Source organism: Eubacterium sp. 1001713B170207_170306_E7 (assembly GCF_015547515.1).
In the GTDB taxonomy this organism is placed as follows: Bacteria; Bacillota; Clostridia; order Eubacteriales; family Eubacteriaceae; genus Eubacterium.
The window spans coordinates 79,953-106,325 of record NZ_JADMVE010000001.1 but is presented as its reverse complement, the minus strand read 5'-3'; the positions used below and the strand labels follow the sequence as shown (position 1 = coordinate 106,325).

Genomic DNA, 26,373 nt, shown 5'->3' with positions numbered 1-26,373 from the left:
TCCACATACGCTCTTTTTCTGTTTATTTAAAATATTGGTTATCATTTTGCCGGTTGGACAGCTTTTCAAGCGAGATGGCGATACTCTTAACATAAGCCATCATTTCTTCCATCTTTGCTTTAAAGTAAAAAACAAACATAATTCCGGCCATCAAAAACAGAATTAAGATGATCGGAACAATGGTCCAGGCCGTACTGGCCAGGCTATTCATAAAGGTATTCATATTTTCTCCTAAGTTTGCCAATCGGATTTGTCCTCAATATAAAGACTACCGTCTGCAAATCAATTACATACTATTTTAACACGAAAATACATTATTGCAAGCAGATTTTAAATTTTTCCTGCTTCTTTTTAGCGCTTAAATAAAAATGCTATAAAATGTTTAGAAATTCTGCGTATAGGTATATATATATACAAAATTACTATAAAGGAGTGACAATTATGTTCCACCTGATTTGGGTTTTAATTATCGGCGGCATCATTGGTGCCATTGCCGGGGCTATAACAAGCAGAAGACTGCCAGCCGGCTGGGTTGGCAACATCGTTGCCGGGATCATCGGTTCATATCTCGGTGAACTGCTCTTAGGCAGCTGGGGACCACAGATTGCAGGAATGGCGGTTTTTCCGTCCATTGTCGGAGCGATCATCCTCGTTGTCATCGTATCGCTTATTCTTGGTTTAGGAAGAAAAGAAAGCTGAACACAACATAAATAAAGGAGGAATCAACCATGGCACGTTTATTACGCGCAGCTGCCGCCATTGGCGCGGCTGTCCTGATCTTCAGTCTGCTCAAAAATAAAAGCGCTGAAAGCGCACCCGACGGCAAAAGCCTGAGAGATAAAGCAGAAGAAGCTGTTGAAGAAACAGCCTCAGCCATTTCTGAATAATTGACCAAGTCCGGCGCCGCCGGACTTTTTTTATGCAAAAAACATCCCAGGGTGCAGCCGGGATGTTCGTTTGGGGAAAATGCTTAAGCGCCCTTATTTACTAAAAAAGAGGCGATGTTCTTGGAAACAAGCTCATTGTACACCACCTCCGCGTTAAATTTCAAGGCCGACAGCCTAAAGATTTTGTTAAAATTCCGCAAAACGCCCTTCCTGAGCCTTCACCTGATTTTTAAACTTTTCAATGACTTCGCCCATTGTGAGGCCATCTACCACCTCGCCGGTCCCATTGATAATGCCCTGTATCCGTTCGTCACTGTAGATTACATCCATATAGTGTCCCTGGTATTCTTTTGCCAGCTTCATTTCAGGTACCTCTTTCATAAGTTGATACTACTTTATCTACCCAATCGGCGGGTGGAAAAATCATAAAAAAAGAGATGTATCTTGCAATACATCTCCCGGCACATTTACTGAATTTTTGCCTTACCGCCCATGTACATGCGCAACGGTTCAGGAATATTAATGGTTCCATCCTCGTTAATATTATTTTCAAGGAAGGCAATGAGCATACGCGGCGGCGCAACCACGGTATTGTTTAACGTATGGGCAAAGTATTTTCCCTTTTCCTTGCTGCGGACACGAATGCCCAGACGGCGTGCCTGAGCGTCACCAAGATTGGAGCAGCTGCCTACTTCAAAATACTTCTGCTGACGGGGCGACCATGCCTCAACATCAATACTCTTGACCTTCAGGTCTGCCAGGTCTCCGGAGCAGCACTCGAGCGTGCGCACCGGGATATCCAGAGAACGGAAAAAATCGACGGTATTGGTGTACAGTCTCTCAAACCACATCATGCTGTCTTCCGGCTCGCACACCACGATCATTTCCTGTTTTTCAAACTGATGGATACGGTAAACGCCTCGCTCCTCAATTCCATGTGAGCCAACTTCTTTTCTGAAACAGGGCGAATAGCTCGTAAGGGTCTGCGGCAGCTGGTTTTCATCCAAAATGGTATCGATGAACTTACCGATCATGGAGTGTTCGCTGGTCCCGATGAGATACAGATCTTCTCCCTCGATTTTGTACATCATGTTTTCCATTTCAGAGAAACTCATAACGCCAGTGACCACATCGCTGCGGATCATGAACGGCGGAATATAGTAGGTAAAACCGCGGTCAATCATAAAATCCCGCGCGTAGGACAAAATACCGGAGTGCAGTCTCGCGATATCACCGCTCAGATAATAGAAGCCATTGCCGCTGGTCTTACGGGCACTGTCAAGATCCACACCATTGAACTTTTCCATAATATCAATGTGGTAAGGCACCTCGTATTCCGGCACCACGGGCTCTCCAAAGCGTTCAACCTCTACGTTTTCACTGTCATCGCGGCCAATGGGTACAGATGGATCAATGATGTTTGGAATCACCAGCATTCTTTCCCGGATCTCTCCTTCAAGCTTTGCCTCCAGAGCCTCTAAATCCTCCAGCTGCTTGTTGATTTCCACCACCTGTGCTTTGGCCTTTTCAGCTTCATCCTTCTGACCTTTGGACATAAAACCGCCAATTTGTTTGCTGATGGTGTTACGCTGTGCTCTCAGGGCATCGCCCTGTGCTTTGGAGTCACGGAACTGTCTGTCTTTTTCCACAACTTCATCAACCAGAACCAGCTTTTCATCCTGAAACTTTTTTCGGATGTTCTCCTTCACAAGCTCCGGATCCGTACGCAGTAATTTGATATCTAACATGTTTCCTCCTTGAATCTATGGGGCGCCTCTCGCTGCCGGAAGGCAAACGAAAATCCCTCTTGCTCATTGTTATTTTACAGATACCACCAATTATAACAAATCTAAAAGAAAATAGCCATTCTCTCAGGGAGGAAATCCCACTAAATCAAAATTTTTTTCATTCCACCTCATCATCGACACAGGTCAGCACTGACTGAAAGGGCAAGCTGCTGCAATCTTTACTATAAAACTGATAGCCATCCTTTCCCGACCGTTTCAGGTGATAAAGGGCCTGGTCTGCCTTGCTGAAAAGGACGCCGTAGCCATCCCCGTCCTCAGGGTAGCGCGCCACGCCGATACTGCCGGTAATCTGTCCTCCAGCCGTGTAACGCCTGAAATTCTCACAGATATTAGCAATCTTCTGCTCCAGCTGCTCCTCGGAGGGATAATTTCTGAAAAAAATCATAAATTCATCTCCGCCGATACGTCCTACTGCATCTCCCGGCAGCGCACAGCTCTTTAAATTTTCAGCCATCCGCTTCAGAACTTCGTCACCGTACAGGTGTCCAAAGCTGTCATTGATCGTCTTAAAATTATCAACATCGATAAAGCATAAAGCGCCGCACCTGGTTTCCGGATTGCATAACATGGTTCCGATACGGTCCTCCATGGCCTTTCGATTAAAAATCCCCGTCAGGACGTCATTTTCTGCCTCATTTTTCAGTTTTTTAAACTCTTTTTTGCGGCTTCCCAGCTCAATAATGTTTGAAACCCGTCTTTTTATCACAACAGGATCAAAGGGCTTTGTTAAAATGTCCAGAGCCCCAAGGGCATAGCCTCTGCGTGCCGCCATTCCCGGCTCCTCCGCGGTGATGAGGACCACTGGCAGCACCTCAGTCAACGCCTCGTCCTGCAAATGCTCAAGAACCTCAAAGCCATCCATCACCGGCATCACCACATCCAGCAGCACCGCTGCCAGCATGTCCTGATTTTTATGTATACAGCACATGGCCTCATATCCGTTTTCAGCCTCTAAAATCTCGAAGGTGTCCTGAAACATCATTCCCAAAATCTTCCGGTTTTGTTCCATGTCATCAACAATTAATATACTCTGACGCATACTGTCCACCCCCTTATCCGCTCTCACACTCTGGAGAGCCTTTCTAAAAAATACCACCCGGCCAAGCCAGAAGCTGACCAGGTGGCAAAACACAGGAAACATCATAAAAAAAGCCGTGCAGGGACACGACACCCATACACAGCTAAAAGTCATCAAAGCGAAAAAATGCTTACACAAATAAGCCTACCAAAAAATATGGCTCTTCTCTTGTTTTTGGAAGAAAAATAGCCTATAATAATCAGTATGCGGTACGGCCCCCACGGGACGTTGTGTATGGTGGTAGTGTCACCCTGCGCAAGCCGGACAGTGCTCCCAACACTTTCCGGATGCCGCATTTGTTTATTTAGTTTTCCTTATGCATTATTATACGTCTTTATTCCTTTTTAAGCAATCATTTTATATTATTTTTCTTTCAATTTCTGCTGTTTTTTACAATAAAAAAGGGCAGTCCGTCTCTTTTCAAAACGTCTGCCGCTGACCGTCTTTAGTTGAAATATGCTCTTATTGCTTCCACAACGCCGTTTTCATCATTGGATTTTGCGGTGTAATTACAGATTTCCTTAAGCTGGGGATGAGCATTCTCCATCGCATAGCTGTACTTACCGGTTTTCATCATTTCATAATCATTAAGGTAGTCACCAAAAAGCATGGTTTCCTCATAGCCGATCCCGTATTTTTCCTGAATCTTGCTGATGGCGGTTCCCTTGTTGCAGCCTGGATTAGAGATATCCACCCAGTGCTCACCCGAAACGGCGATCTCCATCTGTTCGCCAAAGGCCTCCACAAGCGGCGCATGACAGTTTGTTTCTGCGTTTACATAGTCGTAAACCGCAATCTTGCAGATGTCGTCACCGGTTTCCAGGATATCGTCCATGATTTCGTACCGATGGTAATACATCTTGATATTTTCCATAAGCTCTGGCTCATCACTCTCAGCGTATGCGCCTTTTAAACCGCAGATTACAGGGCTGACACCCTCTATTTTCCGAATCTTTCTGACAATTTCCCAGACAGTTTTCCTGTCAATTACACTGGCAAAGCTGTTCGTATCCCGCTCAAAAACCACCGAGCCATTTTCAGCGATAAAAATCATCTTGTCTTTCACTGGCTCAAAAATATGCTCGAGATTGTAGTACTGTCTGCCGCTGGCTGCCGCAAAACGGATTCCCTGCTCTGTGAGGGCCTCAATCATCGGGAAAAGCTCTGGCGAGAGCTTCTTATTACTGTCTAAAAGCGTACCATCCATATCTGCTGAAATCAGTTTAATCATTTTTAGCGAACCTTTCAAATTCAATATTTCTTTTTATCTCATAAATACATGTTTAATCTTCATACGTCTCAATCAATCGTTCAATATTTGCGATGGTCTCCTTCTCAAATAAAGGGCAGAAAAGCTCCACCTCAGTCCTTAAACGAACCTCGTCATAAAAGCGGTTCAGCTTGTCCTCCATCACGTATTCATCCATCATTTCCGGGTTAATATCCCTAAAAAAGCGTTCTCCCATCTCAGTGATAATATCAGCCTCGTCTGGCGACATGGGCGCCAACGTGATGAACTCCAGAGGATATTCCTCCAGACCGAGATAAATTGTAATACGTTTTATTTCTTCCATTTTGTTACCTTTCGTCTATGCTTCTCTACCGCAAAAAATCCAAAACGTTTTTATTTTCTGATAGCTGGCCCTTGCCTTTTCAGTGGGGAAAGACAGCTGATCCGTTTATCACGGCTGTTTGTTTTTCTGGTTATAAATCCCTTCTTGGCCAGCTGGGCGTTTCCTCAGTTAATATTATTGGGGTTCAGATAGATCAGGCACTGTATTGTCCTGGATGATTCCTGGCTCCTCGCAGATTTTTACCACAAAAAATGCTGGCTTGAGTTAATTCCCATCTCAGCCAGTTCCTTATCCGAAGCTATTCCCGTAAAACCATCTCTTACCGGCATCCACTTTATCAGACTTCTTTAAGATTTACGTTTATCCATAAATATCTGTTTCAATTCCGTGTATATGCAAACAATTTGCTGTGTCTGCATTTATTATAGCCTACTGCTCCACGGTTGTCAAAATGAAACCAGACTTAAATCCCTCTGCCTCCCCTTGACAAAACAGATTAGAGCGTTTAAACTATGATTATAAGTTAAATAAAACTTACTTTTATGAATCTAACCAGTAAGGAAGTGACTCTATGAATTTAGCAACCTTTATTATTGCTGCCATTGTTTTTATTCCCATGGCACTGATTGTCTATAACCAGGTGAAAAAGGCCAGAAGCGGCCAGTCCGGCTGTGGCTGCGGCTGTAGCGGTTGCTCACACGCTGCCCAGTGCCATCCGGAACAGGAAACCGATCTAAAAAAAGACAGGAATTAAATTTCCTGTCTTTTTTTTAAAAGCTTGCAAAGGCTTTGCCAAACTCAACGCAGGCATGCCGGCCGGCATCGTCTGGAAACTCCTTGATCATCAGGCCTTCATCAAACAAACGCGCGCCGGTATGTCCGATCCGGTCTTCCCAGTCGCGCATCCATTCGCCGTTTCCCCATCCATAAGAGCCAAAGAGCGCCACCTTTTTTCCTTTCAGTTTTGATTCTATTTCTTCAAAAAATGGTTCAAAAGTGTTCTTTTCAAGGGCTTCACCATCCATGGAGGGACAGCCAAGGGCCACTTTGTCATAATCCGCAATCTGTTCGATCGGAAACTGGCTTACATTGTAAAGATCTGCTTTTTGACCGGCCTCGTCAATGCCATTGGAAATTTTTTCGGCCATAATTTCTGTATTTTCACTATTGCTCCAATAAATTACAGCAATATTTTTATTTTCTTCATTTTTTCTCATCATTGTTCTCCTTAACGGTTCATAAATCATCGAATATCTTAATAAGAAGTATACCCCTGTGTTTAGAAATTATTCATCTCTCAGACCAATATATCCGTTTTTTTCACTCTCAACCAGGATAGATTGATTTTATTTTTACCGTCCTGTCAAACTCCATCACAAGCTTCGCTGTCCCCTTTTCAAAGGAACAGTCTACTGTAATTCTCAGCTCTTTATCCCAGTTATCATTCTCCAGACCCACTATCTCGATAAAGTTTCCTTTTTCCCCGGACAGCCCTTTCCAGAGTGTTTCAAGCGATTGGGCGTTCAGCTCTTCCTTTGCCTTAGTGGTGTATGGAAAATCGTAAGCGGCCCTGACATAGTCTCCTTCAGCCAGCGTTTGTACCAGAGAACGGGCTATTTCTTCTGATTTTGTCTTGGTGTCTTCTCCGTATTTTCCTTTATTGCAGCCTGTAAACAAGAGCATAACCGACAGCGCAACCAAAAAAAGCGCGAGATATTTTTTCTTTTTCATTAATTCCTCACTTTCCTTAGCGTATTATATCTTCTAATGGGAATAATATCAAGTAAAAGACTTTTACGTAAATTCAAAAAGTTTTTGCTTTTCATCTCTGTTTATATTAAACTAGAAAGTAATCACAAATTCACAAAAATAAAGGGGGATCCGATGAAACTTAAGATCAACTCACGGGGAATTGGAAATGTTTTACTGATTGCCCTTTTAGTTTTATTGATCATTCATATTTTGGTATTATCCGGGGTGTTATCACCAGACATTATCTGGGACACCACCATCACCGATACAGCATCTGTTGTCATTTCTGAATGGATCGCTATCTTTTTCATTCTACTGTTTGTTTTCGGTATACTGCTCAAGCTAAATTACCTTCCCATAAAGGGCCTGCGAAAAAGTGCCGACAGCATTCTCTGGATTATGAGCCTCTATTATATGCTGAACATCATCGGTAATTTTATGTCTGACAACCCCATAGAAAAGCTTCTATACGCTCCCCTGACGCTGATTATGATCCTCATGGCCCTGCGCCTGATCTTTGCAAAGGATCTTGATCCCAAGCGGCGGCGCAAGCCTCAGAAACGTCCTCAAAAAATACGAAGAGCCTCCTGAATTGATCAGCCCCTTGTCAAGTAGACAAGTAAAATATCTAAAATAAAACGATAGGTATCCGCCATATCAGAACACAGATATGGCGGATATTTATGTTATACACACCATTTGGCTTTGTAGGCTTCTAGCCGTTTGTTTTCAGAAATCGGGTACTGAATAGCTGCTTCTGAAGCCAGTGCCTCCCGCCTTACCTCAGATGGTGTTTTACAATGAAATCTGTCCTGTGGTCTTTCATTGGCATAAAATTTCATATATCCATGGATGGCAGAATACAGAGAGCCTTCGTCGGTGATCTTATACATACAGTACATTTCAGACTTGATAATTCCCCACAAGCCTTCTGTGGGTCCATTATCAATACAGTGTCCGACACGTGACATGGATTGAGCCATTCCCTGTTCTTGAAGCTTTGTCTGGAATACCTTGCTCGTATACTGATAGCCTCTGTCGCTGTGAAAGAGTGGTCTGGCTTCCGGATTCTGTTCCACTGCTTTGTCATATGTATCAAATACAAGCTTGTTGTCATTTCTCCGGTTGATAACATAAGCTACTGGATAACGGTCATAAAGGTCGAATATGGCGCTGAGATACAACTTCTTTCCGGTTTCGGGAATTTTAAATTCTGTTACATCCGTAGCCCATTTTTCATTAGGTTTTCCTGCATTGAAATCTCTTTTGAGCTTATTTTCAGCAGTAGCTTCCGGCTTGGAAGAATGGTATGTTTTCTTCTTTTTTCTAATAACAGAATGTATTCCAAGTTTCTTCATAATCCTATGAATCCGGTTCTTGCTATAGTTCGTATGATTGAAATGGTTTATCCAACTTGTCATTCTCCGGTAGCCTAAGATGCGGCAAAAACGTTCATCGTACTCTTTTATCAATTCTGCCAGCTTTAAATTCTCTGCCTCCCGTTCAGGAACTGAGCGGTGCAGCCATTTGTAATAAGCTGCGCGTGAAATTTCCAACTGTCTGCACATCCAGTTGATGCTCCATTGTTTTTTTTCAATAAAATATTGAATCGCCATATATTTCGATTCGAAGCGTTGTTTTCCAAACCTCACATCCTTTCGAATTCTTTCGCTTTTTTTAACAGTTCCACTGCCATATCCTTTTCTTCAAGCTGGCTTTTGAGCCGTATATTTTCTCGGCGCAGCCGTTCCAGTTCATCCACTTCGTCATCTGCTTTATGGTGCCCGCGCCGATCAACCAAACCAGTTTCACCATTAGCATCATATTTTTTCACCCAGGAGTAAACCTGGCTGTATGAAACATCAAACAAAGAAGCGGTTTCTTTGTAATCTCTATCATGGGCAATGCAGTATTTAACAATTGCTTCTCGTTCTTCCAAAGTTGTTTTTCTCCGTGCTTCTGCCATATAGACCTCCCTCTTAGGATTATAATCCTTAAGCTTTCTATTGGCATTATACAACGAAACCCAATGCAACAAAACATCTGCTGTACTAATTTTGTGTTTTGCGGCAAGTTCAACTGCGGAGCCTTTTCCAGAAAGATACTCTTCAACCACCATTGTTTTGAATTCTGCTGTATAAGATTTATTACCTGCCGAACACAAGAGTCCCTCTGCTCCTTGCTCCTGATACTGCCGTACCCATCGTTTAAAGCACCCCGGTGCTGACTTATATCCTAACTCATGGGCTTTTTCTTCCAAGGAAAAAAGCCCATTCAGATATCCCTCCACAATATTCAATTTTTCTTCAGATGTATATTTTCTATACATAAAATCCCTCCTAAGTAGATTTTGGTTATTTACCTTGTCTACTTAAGGGGGATCATATCAAATCAGGAAGCTCTTCTTTTTTTATTTACGTGTTACACTTTTAATTTCACCAGTGATTTCATTCATCAGGAAGTCGGTATAGGGGATTTCTTCAAAAAGGCATCCATCTTTTTTCATCGGTACCAGCCGAACTGAGCCTTCACAACTGCCATTTTTGATCTGACCGCCGACTTCCACGTTCCTCAGTTCAGGAAGCTCTGTCTGAAGGGCTCTGCGGATCAAGCCGGTACAGGTGGACCCAAGGCTTTCGCCCAGAATTTTTCCGATTTCTACTACCATCCCAATGTTGGTGTAGGGCAATGGGCGCTCAACGGCCGACGTTACACGTTGCAGCCTGCCCTCGGTATTGATAAAGGTTCCCGCAACTTCTGGGAATGCCAGAGCCGGAAGCACAACATCTGCCTTCTGGGCTGCTAAGGTCAGGTGCGTATCCTGAACCATGACAAAATCATAGCCAGATAAGTCCGCATTGGGGTCCTCACCAAAGATCATGATTCCCCTTGCAGCGTCCAGCACCTGCTGTGTCTGAGTAACGCCCAATAAACTAAGCGCTTTGCTGTTATTTTTCTGTTCAACTCTGAAAATGCCGCGTCTCGGTCCGTCGCTCATTCCTAAGAGAACCGCGATATCAGCGGCCAAAGCAGAAGCTTCTTCTGTGATATACTTGCCGCCAAGGACCACCATTGGGTGTTTTGCGCTCACCAGCGCATTCCCGATCATTTCAGATTCCTCGCTGATCTCCAGCGCTGCCAGGGAATCCTTCAGGGCCTCTAAGCCGTCGGGTACGTCTGCTGTCTTACGGTTTTCAAGAACGTATTTTGTAATTTCACCCAGAAAATCCAAATCATCATATTCGGTTGTAAATTCATCCCCGATGCGGTTCATGCCATCTTCAGCCGCATTGATAAAGAAGATGGAAGCACCGTGGTTTGAAGCCTGGCTGAGCTTATAGCGCAGTACAGGATTGTTTGTCCGCAGACATCCCAGCACCAGTATCGCGTCTGATGACAGCAATTCATCCATACTGTGGATTTCGCCGCTGCATGGCAGTACAGCATCCTCGCCATGAATGGTATTGCTGAAAGAGAAGGTTTCTGCTTGCAGAGTGTCTGCCAGCTTTTTAATGATGGCAATTTCTTCAGTGGTATATTTCGGTGAAACAGCGACTTTTAAAGCCTCCGCTCCATTTCTTGCTGAAATGGTCTGCGCTTTTTTGGCAATGGCAACAAAAGCGTCGTACCAGCTTGCTTCTTCCAGCTGGCCCTTTGCATTGCGGATTAACGGTTTTGTCAGGCGGTCGCCCAACTGTACCTGGTTTGTTCCAAAACGGCCACGGCCACACATTACCCCTTCATTAGCAGCAGCGCTGATATCCATCGGTACTGCTTTTACAATGGTATCGCCCATAGTTTCAACTACCATCTGGCAGCCGGCACTGCAGTAGCCACAGGTTGTCAGGGTCTTTTTCGTATCGGTCGGAACGTTTTTGAAGCCTCTTGCGCGTTCTCCCAGCGCTCCGGTGGGACATACAGAAATACAGGTACCACAGGAAATACAACCGGAATCAGCTAATTTTCCACCGAGAGCCGGTACCACAACCGTATCAAAGCCACGGTTCATCAGACCAAGCGCTGTCACACCCACGACTTCATCACAGGCGCGTACACAGCGTCCGCAGAGAATACACTTGTTGGGGTTACGCACAATAAACGGGTGGTCATCATCAAAAATCAGCTCTTCATTTTCACCGTCAAAGCGTTCAGGCGCCACATCGTACCGGTTGGCATAATCGATCAGCTTACATTCAAAATAATCGTGACAGCCGCATTCCAGACAACGAGACGCTTCTTCTCTGGCCTGCTCGGGCGTATAGCCCTTGACAATTTCTTCAAAAGTATCTTTACGTTCCTCTGGTGTCAGATGTGCCATCGGAGGCCGTTTGTACTTCTTTTTGCCTTCCAGGTAATCTGCGTCGATATCATCACGCGTAACATAATAAGGCTTACGGTAGCAGATTTCCCGGCCCTGAAGATATTCGTTGATAAAGCCGACTGCTTTTTTGGCTTCGCCAATGGCGCGGATAGCAATGGAAGCGCCGTCATTGGCACAGTCGCCGCCCGCAAAGACGCCTTCGAGATTCGTCGTAAAGGTTTCTTCATCTGCGACAATGGTATTGAACTTCGTCAGCTCAAGTCCATCCATTCCTTCAGGGTCAATGCCCTGGCCAATCGCCAGAATAACGGTGTCCACGTCAATCAGCTCAGTTTCACCCTCAATGGGCACAGGCCGACGGCGTCCGCTGGCGTCTGGTTCGCCCAGCTCCATTTTCTGAAGCAGCATCTGCTTAACATGACCATTTTCATCCTTGATGATTTCAATCGGGTTACACAGGTTTTTAAAGACAACGCCCTCTTCCTGCGCTTCCTCAATTTCTTCCTGTTCAGCCGGCATTTCGGCAACAGTACGACGGTATACATTGTAGACTTCCTTTGCCCCCAGGCGCACCGCGCTTCTGCAGGCGTCCATGGCGGTATTCCCGCCGCCGACAATGGCGACCTTATCGCCCAGGTTCGCCGGCTCATTGTTGACAATCTGTCTGAGCAACTCGATCCCGCCAATAACGCCATCTGCGTCTACGCCTTCACAGCGCAGTCCACTGCTGGTCCAGGCGCCAATGGCCACATACATGGCATCATGCTGTTTTCTCAGACTCTCAAAAGGCAGATCCGCGCCAATGCGCACACCCGTCTTAACAGTAACACCCATATCTTCGATCAGCTTGATTTCTTCATCCAGGACTGTCTTTGGCAGACGGTACTCCGGAATCCCATAGCGCAGCATGCCGCCAGCTTTGGGCATGGCTTCATAGATGGTAACGGCATGGCCGGCTTTTCTCAGAAAATAGGCTGCTGTTAAACCGCCTGGGCCGCCGCCGATGACACCAATGCTTTTGTGAGTGTCTGGCGCAACCTCTGGCATAAACATTCCCTTGTCAATGTCCAGATCCGCTGCAAAACGCTTGAGCCACAAGATTGAAACAGGTTCATCCACCAAACCTCGGCGGCAGGCCTTTTCGCAGGGATGCGGACAGACACGCCCGATGGATGCCGGCAGAGGCAGACGGTCCTTGATCAGCTTAATGGCTTCCTCGTATTCTCCGTTGGCTATAAGCCCAACATATCCCTGGCAGTCTGTCTGTCCCGGACATTCCAGCTGACACGGCGCCACACAATCGCCAATGTGCTTGGAAAGCAGAAGCTCCAGGTTGGTTTTCCTGGATTCCAGCACTCTGTCGGACTTGGTCGTGATGACCATACCTTCCACGATGGGGGTTGCACAGGCTTTCAGCAGTTTTGGATTTCCCTCAACCTCTACCATGCAGAGGCCGCAGGAGCCATAAACCTCGGTGCGTTCGTCATAGCAAAGAGTTGGGATGTCAATACCGTTTTCGCGGGCAACGTCCAAAATAGTCTGTTCTGCAAAACCCGTTACTTCTTTTCCGTTAATATTAATTCTTAATTTCTTCATGTCCCTCACTCCTTCCTAATCCACGATTACCGCATCAAACTTACAAACGCTGGCGCATTTTCCGCACTTAACGCATTTTTCCTGATCGATAACATGAACCTTTTTAGGTGTGCCCGAAATGGCCTCAACCGGGCAGTTCTTGGCACAGCGGGTACAGCCGACACATTTTTCCTCATCAATGCTGTAGGTAATCAAGGCCTTACAGCTGTGAGCTGTACATTTATGTCTGTAGATATGGTCCTCATATTCGTTTCTGAAATAACGCAGGGTGGTAAGAACCGGGTTCGGCGCTGTCTGGCCAAGGCCACACATCGAGCCCTCCTTAACCTTGAGACAAAGCTCTTCTAGAAGCTCAATATCGCCGTCACGTCCTTCGCCTTCTGTGATACGGGTCAGAATTTCAAGCATACGCATGGTTCCGATACGGCAGTAGTTGCATTTACCACAGGATTCCTTCCGGGTAAAATCCAGGAAGAAGCGGGCCATATCAACCATACAAGTGGTTTCATCCATGACAACCATCCCGCCGGAGCCCATGATCGCGCCAGTTTTAGTAATAGAAGGATAGTCGATAACGGTATCCACCAGCTCAGCTGGAACACATCCACCGGATGGTCCGCCCATCTGAACCGCTTTAAATGCCTTATCATTTTTGATACCGCCGCCGATATCATAAATGACGTCACGCAGAGTTAAGCCCATTGGAATCTCAACCAGACCGCCCTTTTTGATTTTACCAGTCAGGGCAAATACTTTGGTGCCCTTGGAATTTTCATTTCCGAGCTGTCCGTAAGCTTCACCGGAATTTCTGAAAATCCACGGTACGTTCGCATAGGTTTCAACGTTGTTGATATTGGTCGGTTTTGCCCAGTAGCCTTTTTGGGCCGGAAATGGCGGCTTGAGACGCGGCATCCCGCGTTCCCCTTCCAGCGACGCAATCAAAGCGGTTTCTTCACCGCAGACGAAAGCGCCGGCGCCGGCTTTAATTCTCAGATCAAAGCTGAAGGAGGACCCAAAGATATTCTCACCAAGATAGCCTGCCTCACGAGCCTGTCCGATGGCATTCTCAAGACGTTTTATGGCCAGTGGATACTCTGCACGGACATAGACAACACCCTGTCCAGCGCCGATGGCCCTGGCTGCAATAATCATCCCTTCAATGAGCGCATGTGGATCACTTTCAAGTACCGAACGGTCCATAAAGGCACCAGGGTCGCCTTCGTCGGCGTTGCAGACTAAATACTTGACGTCTCCCTTGGCCTTATGGGCTTCATTCCATTTAAACCAGGTTGGGAAGCCTGCCCCGCCGCGGCCAGCCAGCCCGGCTACTTTAACGGTATTAATAATTTCTTCCGGTGTCATCTCCTCAACAGCTCCTTTAGCGGCCTTATAGCCGTCGACTGCCAGATAATCCTCAAGACGTTCCGGGTCAATGACACCACAGTTCTGAAGCACCACGCGTTTTTGCTTGGCGATCATTTCCTTGTCCTGAGCTGCCATTTCCAGGTCTGTAATATTTTTCTGCCCAAGGATATGTTCATCCACAATACGCTCAACATCGCCGGTATCGACATTGACGTAGGTAATCTTAGCGCCTGAGGGATCAACCACATCCACAATGGGTTCAAGATAGCAGGTCCCGATACAACCGGTTTTTTCAAGGTCAATACTCAGATTTTTAGCGGCAATCTGATCTTTAAAGGCTTCTTCAACCTTTGCAGCGCCGGCAGCGATACCGCAGCTTCCCTGCCCAATGATTACTTTATAGTTTTCCATTGTCTACGCCTCCTGTTCCTTGAGCTCTGTTAAAATATTAACCACTTTATCCTTTGTCAGCTGGCCATAGGTCTCTCCGTCGATCATCATCACCGGAGATAAAGAGCAGCAGCCCAGACAGGCGACATTTTCCAGGGTAAAAAGACCGTCCTCGGTGGTTTCGCCCTCTTTAATGCCAAGATGCTCCACAACGGCTTCCTCAATCATTGAAGATCCATTAACGTGACAGGCTGTTCCCTGACAGAGCATGATCAGATGCTTGCCAACAGGATTCATGCGGAACTGAGCATAAAAAGTTGCAACACCGTATATTTTCGCTACTGGAATATCTGTTTCACGAGAAATATACAGCATTAAGTCCGGGGACAGATAGCCATAGGTTTCCTGAGCCTTCTGCAGGATGGTAATCAGGCTTCCTGCTACATCGGCATACGCGTCCAGAACTGCATCTAATTCTGGGAATTTGGGCTCATCCTGACAGCCGCAGCCGCAGTGATGATCATGATGGTGTTCGTGATTCATAATTACTCCTTACTTTTTTCCTGATTTAACAGGTTTCCTCAACTTCTTCCACTTGCACAATGTATCCAATTTTTCTAAAGAAATTTTCCCGTTTTAAGGATAAAACGGGATGAATCCACAGTAATATTTTCTTATTCTATAGTATAAATCCTTATTGTCTTTATTATACTCCTATTTTACGAATTTGCAAGACCTTTTGCGAATTTTTTCACTTTTATTCTAATAATTTTTTCTACTCTCTAGTCTCAGCTGTTTCTTCTAGTTTTTGGTCTGCCAAAGCTGTCTTTTTATTCGGTACAAGGGTCAGTACAATACCGAATAAGATAGCTGCGAACCCGCAAATTGTGTAGGTGCTCGGAACCTCCCCCACAAAGAAAAACACAAAAACCGGGTTTAGTATTGGCTCCAGCAGCGAAAGAATCGACGCTTCAAAGGCAGATACCAGTCGAACTCCTTTAAGAAAAAACAGGTAAGAAATACCAATTTGAAAGACGCCAAGCAATATAAGATACAGCCAGTTTATCGTGGGGAGACCTGAGAAGGATATCTGGCTGTGCATGAATATGAGCATTACCCCAGCCATAACAAAATTGATAAATCCGATGATGGTAATATCGCCCATCGGGTATTTTTTCTCCATAAAATACTGCTCCAGCGCATAGGCAATACCTGCGGACAGGGCCAAAAGATTACCAGCCATGGCGGTCGCGTTACCTGAAGCATTCAATGGATCGCAAAAAATAATGATAATTCCAGCCAAAATTGTAACCCGTGGCACAAACTCCCGCGTGACCAGCTTTTTTTTACCGCTGATCAGATAAGCCAGATAGAGCCACAGCGGCGCTGTACACTGCAGTATAATCGCGTTGGCAGCTGTCGTCAGCTTTGTCGCGATGACAAAGCTGATGGTTAAGTATGTATAAGAAATAATAAGACCAATGTAATTTTTACTGAATCGGACTTTTTTCCATTTTATGAATGGCAGAAAAACACAGCCTGCGATCAGACTTCTCGCAAAGGCAATGCTGATCGCGCTCGCTTCAATGCTTTTAATTAAAAGGCCGCCTGTGCTCATTAGCGTGACGGCCAGTAAAATAAAGCATGCTCCTCTATTTTTTGAATTCATTCCCCACAGCACCTAAATCATCCGGTGGCCTCTTTGAAGGCCGGTATCGCCGGAACGCACAAATTCCAGAATTCCATAGGGCTCAATCATGTTAAAGAACGCGTCCACCTTATCCCGGGTTCCGGTTATTTCCAGTACCAGGCTTTCGCGGGCCACATCCACAACATTGGCTCTGAATAAGTTGGAGATTTCCACGATATTGGAACGGGTTTCGTCATTGGCCTTAACCTTGATAAACACCAGCTCCCGGCGAATAGATTCCTCCGGTTTGAGCTCAATGACCTTGATAACGTCGATTAGCTTGTTCAGCTGTTTTTTTATCTGCGCAAGAATATGCTCATCACCTGTCACCGTAATGGTGATGCGCGATACCTTGGCATCCTCTGTCGTACCGACAGTCAGGCTGTCGATATTATAGCCGCGTCTTGCAAAAAGCCCTGCAATACGGCTTAAAACCCCAAAGTTATTTTCAACCAAGAGGGATAAACAATAGTTTTCCATGGCTTCTCTCCTAAATCTTTATAAAGTCTTCATGAACCTGACATTCAATCAGAGTTGGCCCATTATGGGAAATAGCATCGTTAAGGGCCGCTTCGGCTTCGGCGTTTGAGCTTGCCTGATACCCTTTAATGCCGTATGCCTCAGCCAGCTTCATAAAGTCAATGCTGAAGTTAATGTCTGTGCCGCTGTAATGATTTTTACCATAAATATCGTGCTGAAGCTGGCGTACCATCCCCAGCTTATGATTGTTGATCATAATAATATTGATATTTAGATTATGCTCTGCAATAACCCCCAGCTCACCCATGGACATCTGGAAGCTACCATCGCCGCAAATCGCGAAGACCTGCTTTGGATTTTCCCTTGTCGCAAAGGCCACCCCGCCAGCGGCGGGAATGCTGTAGCCCATGGTTCCCAGACCGCCAGAGGTAAAATAATGACGTTCCTTACAAACCTTAAAGTACAGCGCGGACCATATCTGGTTCAGGCCAACATCAGCTACAATCGTTGCGTTATCCGAAGCGATGTCTCCTAATTTTTCAAACAAAAGCTTGGGGTTTACCAGGCCTAATTCCAAATGTGTATCGTACAGAAGCGGATGATTCTCTTTGATGATCTCAATGGTTTTAAGCCAGTCTCTGGTATCCTTCTTTAAATCCTTCTGGATCAGGTCGAGCAGAACCGTACGCGCGTCGCCTACAATGGGCACGTTGGTATCGTCGATGTTTTTTCCGATCTCTGCAGGGTCGATATCAATATGAATGAGCTCCATATCATTGATCAAGTCCATCAGATTGTTGGTTCCCCTGTCAGACATCCGGGCGCCGACACATATGCATAGATCCGCCGCCTCTAAAATTTTATTTGAGTACTCAAAGCCATGGCTGCCCGCAATGCCGCAGTACAGCGGATTATCCTCTGGAAAACAGCCAACCCCCATCAGGGTTGTGATAACAGGAATACCGTTTTGCTCCGCAAAGGTAAGCAGTTCTTTTTCAGCGTAGCTTAAAACCACACCGCCGCCTGCATAAATAATCGGGCGTCTGGAGGACTTCATCTTTCTGATGGCCCGCCTTATCTGGCCTGTATGACCTTCATAGGTTGGCTTATACCCGCGTATTTCGACCTTTTCACAATAGTTGACACTTTTGAGATTCGTATTCTGCACATCTCTTGGAATATCAATTAAAACAGGGCCCGGACGACCTGTAGATGCAATGTGAAAGGCTTCCCGTATAATCCGGGGAATGTCGGCCGCGTCCTGAACCAGATAAGAGTGCTTGGTAAACGGCTCTGTCGCACCGGTAATATCGGCTTCCTGAAAAGCATCGGTTCCAATAAGGTCTCTGTTAACCTGGCCTGTAATGGCAACAATCGGAATAGAATCCAGATAAGCGGTAGCGATTCCAGTAACCATATTGGTTGCTCCCGGACCAGAGGTTGCCAGACAGACCCCAACCTTGCCGGACTCTCTTGAATAACCGCTGGCATAATGCGGTCCTGCCTGCTCATTCCGGACCAGCACATGCTGGATGGGTGATTCGCGAAATGCTTCGTACAAGGGCAGCAGCGCACCGCCCGGATAACCGAAGACGACCTCCACGTTTTCTTTTTCCAAACACTTTAAAATCAATTTTGCAGCTAACAGTGGAATCACTCCCTTTACTTTAGTATAATTTAGTAATTCAGTCTATGATATTATTTTTAAAATAAACTGTCAAGACTATTTTAAAAGATAAAAATTTAACGATATATCAGCAACTTGCCTAAGAGCGGCGTCTTAACAGTAATCGCCTTTTTAGGACACATTTCCTGACAGCAGTAGCACCGAATACATTTATGATAATTGTAATGCGGCACGCGGCCCTTGCGTGTTTCCTTCCAGGTCAGGGCCTTATCCTCTAAAGGACACGACGCCACGCAGATACCACAGCGCACACAGCGCTCCTCAATAATAACGGGCTTTCTGGTGATCAATCCTCTTATTTTAGACAGCTGGCCAATGGTGCTGTTCTCCTCAGACCGGACGGGAATCCGCTCAACGTTAAAATTGCGGTTGATGTGGTCCTCCAGCCTTTCGCCAAGAATTTCAATTTTATCGACATCACTTGTGCCAAGCCCCATTTCATTTCCAGAAGCAATGGTTGGCACATAGGACGGCTCCAGATCCACCAGACGCGCAAAGGTAGCGTCCAGAGCCACGGGATCATCCGAAACCAGCAGCAGGTTCATGGCAACCGGTGTGCCAGACGCCGGTCCGTTGCCCTCCATTGCGATAATTCCATCCATGACAAAAAGGCGTGGCTTTATGCAGAGGTTCAGATCGACCAGCATTTTCCCAAATTGCAGGCTGTCAGGATAGCGCGCGTGGCACGCTCCCTTGTTAAATCCATAGACACAGCCAAGCTGGTTTTTTACCGCACCGGTAATCCGTGTGAGACCGTGGGTTTTCATCTTACTGATACTGATGATGGCATCACTTTCCAAGACACCCTCAGCCAGTTCAAATTTTTTGGTCGTCACTCCCTCGGGATAGGCAACTGATTTTCCTTTTGAAAATTCCAGCAGCGAGATACCATGCCGGTCGGCCACCTCCTTGATTCCCGATTCCTCTGCGACCTTTTCAGGGTTACCGATTCCTGGAGAATCACCATAACATATCTTTTTACAGTCGGCTTCTTCCAAAATACGGGCCACGGCTTCAAACACTGCCGGATGGGTCGTTACAGCGCTTTCTTTTTTCTTCCCGCGAAGCAAGTTTGGCTTCAGTAAAATCTTTTCCTCCGGGCGGACAAAACGTTCAATCCCTCCCAATGCGGCTACGCCCTGCTTCAAGGCTTTGTATACAGCCTCCGCGTCATAGGAATCGCATTGAATTAAAGCTACCTGAGACATTCCATACCTCTTTATTTACCAACCAGCTCGATGCCGTTGGCCGTTTGTTTTATTTTCTTTTCTTTCATCAGCTTACCCAACGCGCGTTTAAAGGAGCTCTTGCTCATTTTAAACTCTTTGCTGATAATCGACGGATTGGTTTTATCATTATACGGCAGCATTCCGCCGTTTTTTTTCAGTTTGTCCAATATCAAAAGAGCGTCCTTGGGTATTTCTTTATAAGCCTTTTTATTGGGGCTTAAAACCAGCTTGCCGTCCTTTCGGGTTTCTGCAACCCTGGCTTTGATTTTATCCCCGCAGTGAAAATCGGTCGTCATTTCATTTTTCAGAATCATGCCATGATAGGCGTTATCCACAGCGACAAAGGCTCCAAGCTCTGGATTGATCTGATAAATGTACCCCTCGACCCAGTCGCCGTCCTTGTAGGGCGATTGGGCTTTAAGCAACGGATAAACTTTCATGGTCGCACACAGGCGGCCGCTCTTGTCAATATAAAGATTCACAAGGTATTCCCGTCCCTTCTGCACTTTTGTAATCTGCTCATGATAGGGCAGTAAAAGGTCTTTCTCCAAGCCCCAGTCCAAAAAAGCGCCAACCTTAGTGATGTCCACCACTTTTAAGGGAGCGAACTCACCCAGCGTAATCTTGGGCTTTCTGGTCGTTGCGATAAGCCGGTCTTGGGAATCACGATAAACAAACACCTCGATTTCATCGCCGACCTTACAATTTTGGGGGATCTCCTTTTGTGGCAGCAAAACGCTGTCCTTCTTTTTATCGCTGCTGTCATCCGCTGCCAAATATAAACCTACTGAGGTCTGACGGTCAACCGTCAGATGCTGTATTTTTCCTATTTCGATCACTTTACTTTTCCACTTATTCCTTTTTTAAAATATTGTATACAGATTTATCTTATTGCAAAAAATAGGACTTAAAAAGTCCTATTCAGCCATTACTTAATTTCTTTAATTTCTTTTCGGTTTGCTTCGATTTTATCGTTCAGCTCTTTCAGCTGTACCTGGAGGTTATAGAGTATCTTATCAGAGTAATGCTGGGTCCCGATTCTCAGCTCTTTCGCACTTGCCTGGGCATTTTTTATGATGGTTTCGGCCTGGGCAGTCGCGGTTCGTGTAATCTCGTTGGTATCGATCATTTCCTTCAGCTTTTTCTCAGCTTCGTTTTTGATCCGTTCTGCGTCTCCTTCTGCTTCAACCATTATTTTCTTCTTTTGCTCTACTATTTCCCGGGCCTGTACCAGCTCTGCCGGCAGCTCTTCCCGTATTTCATCGATAATTTCCATAATTTCTTCAGGACTGACCAAGGCCTTTGACGAAAATGGCAGGGTGTTTCCCTTTTCCACAAGTTCTTCCAATTCAGTTAGCAGTTCTAAAACCTTCATTCTCTAGCATCCTTCCCATATTTTATCCGTATCGCTTTTTCAACATGTGGAGGTATGAAATCTGACACATCCCCATCGAATTCCATAAGCTCCCGCACAACGCTTGAGCTCAAGTAGGAATATTGATTGTTTGTCACCATGAAAAAAGTTTCAACATCATTGTCCAGTTTTTTATTTGTCAGTGCCATCTGCAGTTCAAATTCAAAGTCCTGCACTGTCCGAAGCCCCTTTAAAATTACCTGGGCGCCCTTTTCCTTAGCATAATCCACCAGCAGTGAGGACGAAGTATCAACCTCTACGTTTTCCAGATGCGCCACGCTCTCCCAAATCATCGCACACCTTTCCTCACTGGAAAACAGGTATTTCTTTTTATAATTTACCATCACACACACGATGACCCTGTCAAAATGCTTCGAGGCCCTTTCTATAATGTCCAAATGACCAAAGGTAACCGGGTCAAAGCTTCCGGGATACACAGCACTTCTCATTGACCAACATTCTCCCAACTATAAAAACTGATTAAAGTCGTTCCGTACTTTTTTTCTTTATATTTTGCAAATGATTTAATCGTTATTGGCATTATAACAGATTTTTCATGTTCCATCATTATAATTCCATCAGAATTCAAGATATTTTTCTCACAAATTTTTTCCACGATCGAAATCATGCCGATCCCATCCTTATACGGTGGATCCATGTATATCATATCACATTTTACTGAATTTTTGCATAAAAAACCAATTCCTTCTTCTGCTGAACAATTTTTTATAATTGCTTTGCCTTCAAAACCGGTCAGTTTTAAATTTTTCTTAATGATACCAATACTGTCTTTGGAAATATCAAAGAAATAGGCCTGGGGAACACCGCGGCTCAGCGCTTCTATGCCCATAGCACCGCTTCCGCCAAAAAGATCCACAAAGATCTGGGCTTCCCTCAGTTCGATCTGGACGCTGTTAAAAACAGCCCCTTTAACCTTATCAGTCGTTGGCCTTATCCAGTCACCGCCGATGGATACGAGCTTTGTCCCCCTTTTTTCACCTGCTATTACGCGCATTTCGTTCTCCCTTTAATTCATAGAAATTTCCGATAAATTTTTATAGAAGGTTTCAATAATCCGGGCCCGGTAGGCCATTGTTTCCTTATCACCTGCATTGTAGATTTCCTTTGCCACCATTTTGGTTTCAGCAATAAGATCAAAATCCTCATAAGGATTCAAGGCTTTAAACTCGGGAAATCCATGCTGCTTCAGACCAAAATAATCACCTGGCCCGCGCAGCCGGTAATCTTCATCGGCAATCTTTTTGCCGCTGTGATTGTTGACAATTACCCGCATGCGTTCAATGGTCTGATCATTTCTGGAGTTTGACACTAAAAAGCAATAGGATTGGTGCATCCCCCTGCCCACACGTCCCCGAAGCTGGTGCAGCTGGGACAGACCAAAACGGTCCGCGCTCAGAATGGTAATCACGGAAACATTGGGCACATCAATTCCAACTTCAATAATACTGGTGGCCACCAGAAGGTCAATTTCACAGCGGTTAAAGGCGTCAATAATCTGTTTTTTTTCTTCCGCGGGCATTCGGCTGTAGAGACAGGCAATACGGAACCTGCTTCCGTAAAACTGCGTCACCTCTGCAAAGACGTTCTGAATATCCTTGACTTCACTCATTTCCTCGGACTCTTCAATAAACGGGCAAATGACAAAAGCCTGCTGGCCCTTGTCCATTTCGTTCGCCATAAAATTCAAAATCTTCGGATAAGATTTCTCATTATAAAAATGGGTCTTGATTTTTTTTCGCCCCTTTGGCAGCTCGTCGATATAGGAAACATCCAAATCGCCATAGAGAATAAGCGCCAGTGTTCTGGGAATCGGGGTAGCGCTCATGACCAGCGTATGAGGTGTTTCTCCCTTCAGACTGAGCTTTCCACGCTGCTTGACGCCAAAACGGTGCTGCTCGTCAGTAATAACCAGCCCCAGATTATAGTAATCCACACTGTCCTGTATGAGCGCATGTGTTCCGATGATCACCTGTGCCTCGCCGCTGGCAATGGTTTCAGTCACTGCGTTCCGCTCCTTGGCCTTTTGTGAGCCTGTCAGCAGTTCGACGCGTATGCCGTAGGGTTCAAGATACTGTTTGAAATTTTGGGCGTGCTGGCCTGCCAGTATCTCTGTCGGCGCCATATATGCGGTCTGGTAACCATTGAGCGCCATCAGATAGGCGCAGGCAACCGCGATAATTGTCTTACCGGAACCCACATCGCCCTGAACCAGACGGTTCATTACAATTTCCTTTTTCATATCGCCGGCAATATCGTCAAGCACCTTCATCTGGCTGTCTGTCAGCTCAAAGGGCAGTCCCTTTGTGAAGCGTTTGAGTGCCCCAAAATTGTCAAGATGGATTTTAGACACGCCGTTTAACGCGCGGCTGTTCATAATACCAATATTAATTTTCAGGGCTTCCTCAAACTTTATCCGGCTTTTTCCCTGGGCTACATCCTCTACTGTATCGGGAAAATGTATCTTTTCCAGGGCGGCTTCCTTTGAAAGCAGATGGTACTTTTCCCGGTAACGCTCCGGCAGATCATCCTTTACAACCAGGGGCTGCTTGAAGACTGCTGACATGTATTTTTTAAGCGATTCTCCCGGAACTCCCTCGATTTTGGGGTAAACAGGGGTAAGAATAAAGAAATCCTCTAGCTTGCTCTCATGAGCAAACTGGGGATTATACATTTGACGCCGATTATTTTTTATGACAACCTTTCCGAAAAAATAATAAACCTCGTTCTCGGAAAAAATATCCCTAAGATAGGGCTGGTTAAACCAGACGATCTCGCCTTTTACGGATTCGCCATTTTCAAGCGTTTCCACTACCGGCAGCACAAAAAGGGACATGTTTCTGCGGATACGGCGCAATGTTCCCTTCCTGGCAACAACGGCCCTTACCGTCACCGCCTCATCCGTTTCTGTCTGAAATGAGCCCATTATTTTTCGGTTAAGATACTTCCGGGGATAAAAATCAAGCAGATCCTCAATGGTGGTAATACCGTGCGCCCCGAAAGCCTCCGCTCTCTTCGGCCCGATACCTGATATGTTTCTAATTGAATCTGACACTTTCATTTTATCCCCTCTGAATCTATTCTACCGACACAATGTAATAATACAGCGGCTGCCCGCCTTCGTTGATTTCCACATCGCAATCTTCAAATTTTTCTTCCAGCTCTTCAACAAGTGCTTCCGCATCGTCCTCGGCCACATCGGAACCATAATAGACCGATACGAGCTCGCTGTCCGCATCAACCATTTTATCCAGAAGCTCTTTGGTTACCTCTGAAACATCGTCACCTTTCACGATTATTTCACCGCCAAAGATACCGATGATATCATTTTTGGCAATCTTCAGGCCGTTGATCTTGGTATCGCGGACGGCGAAGGTAACCTCCCCGGTTTTAACCGTTGGAATGACCTCCAGCATGTTCTTTTCATTGTCTTCCCATTTAACCTCGGGCTGAAAGCTCAGCATTGCCGTGACACACTGCGGAATGGTCTTGGTTGGAATGACATGCACATGCTTTTCTGAAATGGCCTGTGCCTGATTGGCCGCCATGATGATATTGCTGTTGTTGGGGAAAAGAAAAATTTCTTCCGCGTTGGTCTTTTCAATTTCATCCAGAAAATCCTGAGTACTCGGATTCATGGTCTGTCCGCCGGAGATAACCCGCGTAATCCCCAGATCCTTGAACAAATTGGTCAGTCCCGCTCCTGGCGATACGGCCACAAAGCCATAGGGCTTGGCCGGCTCATTATCCTCGGTTTCTTCTTCCGAAACCCCCAGCATCTCGCGCATATTGTCAACCTTCATACGGATCAGAGCGCCATAGGTCAGCCCTTTTTCAAAGGCCTTGCCCGGGTGGTCGGTGTGCACATGCACCTTGATGATATCATCGTCTTTAATGACAAGCACACAGTCCCCAATGGTATTCAGGTACTCACGCAGCTCGTTATCGTCCGCCTTGGCAGCGTCCTTAACAATAAATTCAGTACAATAGCCAAAGGTAATGTCCTCAGGCCGCATGTTTGAGTCGTCGACAAAGCGCTCGCGGTCGCTGATATTCAGGTGTACCTCCTGGCTCAGCTCCTGGTTGGTCATTCCCTTGTAAGCGCCTTCCATAATAAAAATCAGGCCCTGCCCGCCGGCATCCACAACACCGGCTTCCTTTAATACCGGCAGTAATTCCGGTGTTTTCGCCAGCGATTTTTTACCATAGGAAATAACATTTTCAAGGTAATCTTCCAGATTGTCGTAACGGTCATAGTTGTCCATGGCAAATTCAGCCATTTCACGGGCAACCGTCAAAATTGTTCCTTCAGTCGGCTTCATGACAGCTTTGTAAGCAGCGTCAGCGGCGGCGCGGATCGCCATACCAAGGCCCTTGATGTCCAATTCTTCCTTATCCTTACAGCCCTCGGCCAGACCACGAAGCAGTTGAGACAGGATAACGCCTGAATTGCCGCGGGCGCCGATCAGGGCGCCGCTGGATGCGGTTTTCGCAACACTGTAAAGGCTGATGCTCGTCATTTTTTCCAGCTCGCTTACCGAATGTGAGAAGGTTAAAGACATATTGGTTCCCGTATCGCCGTCCGGCACCGGAAACACATTTAGCTCATCCACTGTTTTTTTATAAATTTCGAGATTTTTCGCACCATACTCGAACATTTTTTTTAGTAAATTTCCATCAATTATTTGGGTCTTCATTCCTTCCTCCGCCTACACTCTTACGCTTACGACATTAACACTGATGCGTTTTACCTTCAGTGAAGTTTGTTTTTCAACGCTGTATTTTACGGCTGAAATAATATTTTCAGCCACTACAGAAATCTTAATTGCCTGTTCTACAATCACGTAGAGGTCGATAATCAGCTTTCCATCGTCGTCGATTTTAACGCCGACGCCCTTACTGGCCTGCTCTCCGGACATTATTTCAATCAGGCCGTCCTTACCGCGCTGATGTGCCATACCGACTAAGCCGTAGCATCCCATAGCAGCGTTTCCGGCGATATCCGCAATCGCTTTACGCGAGATATCAATATATCCTAATTCGTTTTCTATTTTCATTGGTAAATACTCCTTTATCTTCTTTAC

28 protein-coding genes are annotated in these 26,373 nt (G+C 45.7%); 4 read left to right on the top strand and 24 right to left on the bottom strand.

Features of this window, described 5'->3' with window-relative positions; genetic code table 11:
• Window positions 1-22: 22 nt before the first annotated feature.
• The gene (locus tag I2B62_RS00545; RefSeq protein ID WP_195267036.1) at window positions 23-223 is read right to left on the bottom strand and encodes a hypothetical protein; all 201 of its coding nucleotides are present in this window, start codon (window positions 221-223) and stop codon (window positions 23-25) included.
• Window positions 224-441: 218 nt separating this feature from the next.
• Between I2B62_RS00545 and I2B62_RS00540 the strand changes: the two genes are divergently transcribed.
• Both I2B62_RS00540 and I2B62_RS00535 read left to right on the top strand, forming a co-directional pair.
• A complete protein-coding gene (locus tag I2B62_RS00540) occupies window positions 442-699 on the top strand; it encodes a GlsB/YeaQ/YmgE family stress response membrane protein (protein WP_195267035.1) in 258 nt (85 codons plus the stop codon).
• 29 nt (window positions 700-728) lie between these two features.
• Complete coding sequence (locus tag I2B62_RS00535) at window positions 729-887, top strand: hypothetical protein (RefSeq protein ID WP_195267034.1); 159 nt, start codon at window positions 729-731, stop codon at window positions 885-887.
• A gap of 186 nt (window positions 888-1,073) precedes the next feature.
• Here the strand turns inward: I2B62_RS00535 and I2B62_RS00530 are convergent, their stop codons facing one another.
• From I2B62_RS00530 to I2B62_RS00510, 5 genes are all read right to left on the bottom strand, one after another.
• Complete coding sequence (locus I2B62_RS00530) at window positions 1,074-1,250, bottom strand: hypothetical protein (RefSeq protein ID WP_195267033.1); 177 nt, start codon at window positions 1,248-1,250, stop codon at window positions 1,074-1,076.
• Between the two features lie 104 nt (window positions 1,251-1,354).
• Window positions 1,355-2,635 carry a serine--tRNA ligase gene (serS, locus tag I2B62_RS00525; protein WP_195267032.1) on the bottom strand — a complete coding sequence of 427 codons (1,281 nt, stop codon included), beginning with the start codon at window positions 2,633-2,635 and terminating at the stop codon, window positions 1,355-1,357.
• Between the two features lie 157 nt (window positions 2,636-2,792).
• Window positions 2,793-3,734, bottom strand: coding sequence for a diguanylate cyclase (locus I2B62_RS00520; protein ID WP_195267031.1), 942 nt, complete (start codon window positions 3,732-3,734; stop codon window positions 2,793-2,795).
• A gap of 484 nt (window positions 3,735-4,218) precedes the next feature.
• Window positions 4,219-5,004, bottom strand: coding sequence for an HAD family hydrolase (locus I2B62_RS00515; protein WP_195267030.1), 786 nt, complete (start codon window positions 5,002-5,004; stop codon window positions 4,219-4,221).
• Window positions 5,005-5,056: 52 nt separating this feature from the next.
• The gene (locus tag I2B62_RS00510) at window positions 5,057-5,347 is read right to left on the bottom strand and encodes a hypothetical protein (RefSeq protein ID WP_195267029.1); all 291 of its coding nucleotides are present in this window, start codon (window positions 5,345-5,347) and stop codon (window positions 5,057-5,059) included.
• Window positions 5,348-5,918: 571 nt separating this feature from the next.
• Between I2B62_RS00510 and I2B62_RS00505 the strand changes: the two genes are divergently transcribed.
• Window positions 5,919-6,101 (top strand): FeoB-associated Cys-rich membrane protein, encoded by a 183-nt coding sequence (locus tag I2B62_RS00505; protein WP_195267028.1) that lies wholly within the window; start codon window positions 5,919-5,921, stop codon window positions 6,099-6,101.
• 16 nt (window positions 6,102-6,117) lie between these two features.
• Here the strand turns inward: I2B62_RS00505 and I2B62_RS00500 are convergent, their stop codons facing one another.
• Window positions 6,118-6,564, bottom strand: coding sequence for a flavodoxin (locus tag I2B62_RS00500; protein WP_195267027.1), 447 nt, complete (start codon window positions 6,562-6,564; stop codon window positions 6,118-6,120).
• A gap of 109 nt (window positions 6,565-6,673) precedes the next feature.
• On the bottom strand, window positions 6,674-7,078 hold the full coding sequence (locus tag I2B62_RS00495) for a DUF3887 domain-containing protein (protein WP_195267026.1): 405 nt from the start codon (window positions 7,076-7,078) through the stop codon (window positions 6,674-6,676).
• 153 nt (window positions 7,079-7,231) lie between these two features.
• Between I2B62_RS00495 and I2B62_RS00490 the strand changes: the two genes are divergently transcribed.
• Window positions 7,232-7,690 carry a hypothetical protein gene (locus I2B62_RS00490; RefSeq protein WP_195267025.1) on the top strand — a complete coding sequence of 153 codons (459 nt, stop codon included), beginning with the start codon at window positions 7,232-7,234 and terminating at the stop codon, window positions 7,688-7,690.
• Between the two features lie 95 nt (window positions 7,691-7,785).
• On the opposite strand, the gene I2B62_RS00485 is transcribed toward I2B62_RS00490, so the two are convergent.
• The 16 genes from I2B62_RS00485 to I2B62_RS00410 all read right to left on the bottom strand — a co-directional run bounded on the left by I2B62_RS00485 (window position 7,786) and on the right by I2B62_RS00410 (window position 26,346).
• The gene (locus I2B62_RS00485) at window positions 7,786-8,715 is read right to left on the bottom strand and encodes an IS3 family transposase (protein ID WP_195267024.1); all 930 of its coding nucleotides are present in this window, start codon (window positions 8,713-8,715) and stop codon (window positions 7,786-7,788) included.
• A gap of 32 nt (window positions 8,716-8,747) precedes the next feature.
• Window positions 8,748-9,428 carry a helix-turn-helix domain-containing protein gene (locus I2B62_RS00480; protein WP_195267023.1) on the bottom strand — a complete coding sequence of 227 codons (681 nt, stop codon included), beginning with the start codon at window positions 9,426-9,428 and terminating at the stop codon, window positions 8,748-8,750.
• A gap of 81 nt (window positions 9,429-9,509) precedes the next feature.
• A complete protein-coding gene (locus I2B62_RS00475; RefSeq protein WP_195267022.1) occupies window positions 9,510-13,016 on the bottom strand; it encodes an FAD-dependent oxidoreductase in 3,507 nt (1,168 codons plus the stop codon).
• A gap of 15 nt (window positions 13,017-13,031) precedes the next feature.
• Window positions 13,032-14,792, bottom strand: a complete 1,761-nt coding sequence (locus I2B62_RS00470; RefSeq protein WP_195267021.1) for an NADH-quinone oxidoreductase subunit NuoF — start codon at window positions 14,790-14,792, stop codon at window positions 13,032-13,034.
• A gap of 3 nt (window positions 14,793-14,795) precedes the next feature.
• A complete protein-coding gene (nuoE, locus tag I2B62_RS00465; RefSeq protein WP_013381580.1) occupies window positions 14,796-15,314 on the bottom strand; it encodes an NADH-quinone oxidoreductase subunit NuoE in 519 nt (172 codons plus the stop codon).
• A gap of 232 nt (window positions 15,315-15,546) precedes the next feature.
• Window positions 15,547-16,440 carry a DMT family transporter gene (locus I2B62_RS00460; RefSeq protein ID WP_195267020.1) on the bottom strand — a complete coding sequence of 298 codons (894 nt, stop codon included), beginning with the start codon at window positions 16,438-16,440 and terminating at the stop codon, window positions 15,547-15,549.
• A 12-nt stretch (window positions 16,441-16,452) separates the two neighbouring features.
• The gene (gene ilvN / locus I2B62_RS00455) at window positions 16,453-16,941 is read right to left on the bottom strand and encodes an acetolactate synthase small subunit (RefSeq protein WP_195267019.1); all 489 of its coding nucleotides are present in this window, start codon (window positions 16,939-16,941) and stop codon (window positions 16,453-16,455) included.
• 10 nt (window positions 16,942-16,951) lie between these two features.
• Window positions 16,952-18,598, bottom strand: a complete 1,647-nt coding sequence (gene ilvB, locus I2B62_RS00450; protein ID WP_347707777.1) for a biosynthetic-type acetolactate synthase large subunit — start codon at window positions 18,596-18,598, stop codon at window positions 16,952-16,954.
• Between the two features lie 86 nt (window positions 18,599-18,684).
• Window positions 18,685-19,836, bottom strand: a complete 1,152-nt coding sequence (locus I2B62_RS00445) for a DUF362 domain-containing protein (RefSeq protein ID WP_195267018.1) — start codon at window positions 19,834-19,836, stop codon at window positions 18,685-18,687.
• An 11-nt stretch (window positions 19,837-19,847) separates the two neighbouring features.
• Window positions 19,848-20,696: a S1-like domain-containing RNA-binding protein gene (locus I2B62_RS00440; RefSeq protein WP_195267017.1), complete on the bottom strand. Its 849-nt coding sequence runs from the start codon at window positions 20,694-20,696 to the stop codon at window positions 19,848-19,850.
• An 89-nt stretch (window positions 20,697-20,785) separates the two neighbouring features.
• The gene (locus I2B62_RS00435; protein WP_013381586.1) at window positions 20,786-21,232 is read right to left on the bottom strand and encodes a hypothetical protein; all 447 of its coding nucleotides are present in this window, start codon (window positions 21,230-21,232) and stop codon (window positions 20,786-20,788) included.
• Entirely contained in the window at window positions 21,229-21,720 is a 492-nt protein-coding gene (gene coaD, locus I2B62_RS00430) for a pantetheine-phosphate adenylyltransferase (RefSeq protein ID WP_195267016.1), read from the bottom strand. Before coaD ends, I2B62_RS00435 begins: the two co-directional genes overlap by 4 nt.
• A complete protein-coding gene (gene rsmD, locus I2B62_RS00425; RefSeq protein WP_195267015.1) occupies window positions 21,717-22,286 on the bottom strand; it encodes a 16S rRNA (guanine(966)-N(2))-methyltransferase RsmD in 570 nt (189 codons plus the stop codon). The genes coaD and rsmD overlap by 4 nt, the downstream gene beginning before the upstream one ends.
• A 12-nt stretch (window positions 22,287-22,298) precedes the next feature.
• Window positions 22,299-24,350 carry an ATP-dependent DNA helicase RecG gene (recG, locus tag I2B62_RS00420; RefSeq protein ID WP_195267014.1) on the bottom strand — a complete coding sequence of 684 codons (2,052 nt, stop codon included), beginning with the start codon at window positions 24,348-24,350 and terminating at the stop codon, window positions 22,299-22,301.
• Window positions 24,351-24,366: 16 nt separating this feature from the next.
• Window positions 24,367-25,986 (bottom strand): DAK2 domain-containing protein, encoded by a 1,620-nt coding sequence (locus I2B62_RS00415; protein ID WP_195267013.1) that lies wholly within the window; start codon window positions 25,984-25,986, stop codon window positions 24,367-24,369.
• A gap of 12 nt (window positions 25,987-25,998) precedes the next feature.
• Window positions 25,999-26,346: an Asp23/Gls24 family envelope stress response protein gene (locus I2B62_RS00410; protein WP_058693955.1), complete on the bottom strand. Its 348-nt coding sequence runs from the start codon at window positions 26,344-26,346 to the stop codon at window positions 25,999-26,001.
• Window positions 26,347-26,373: the final 27 nt, after the last annotated feature.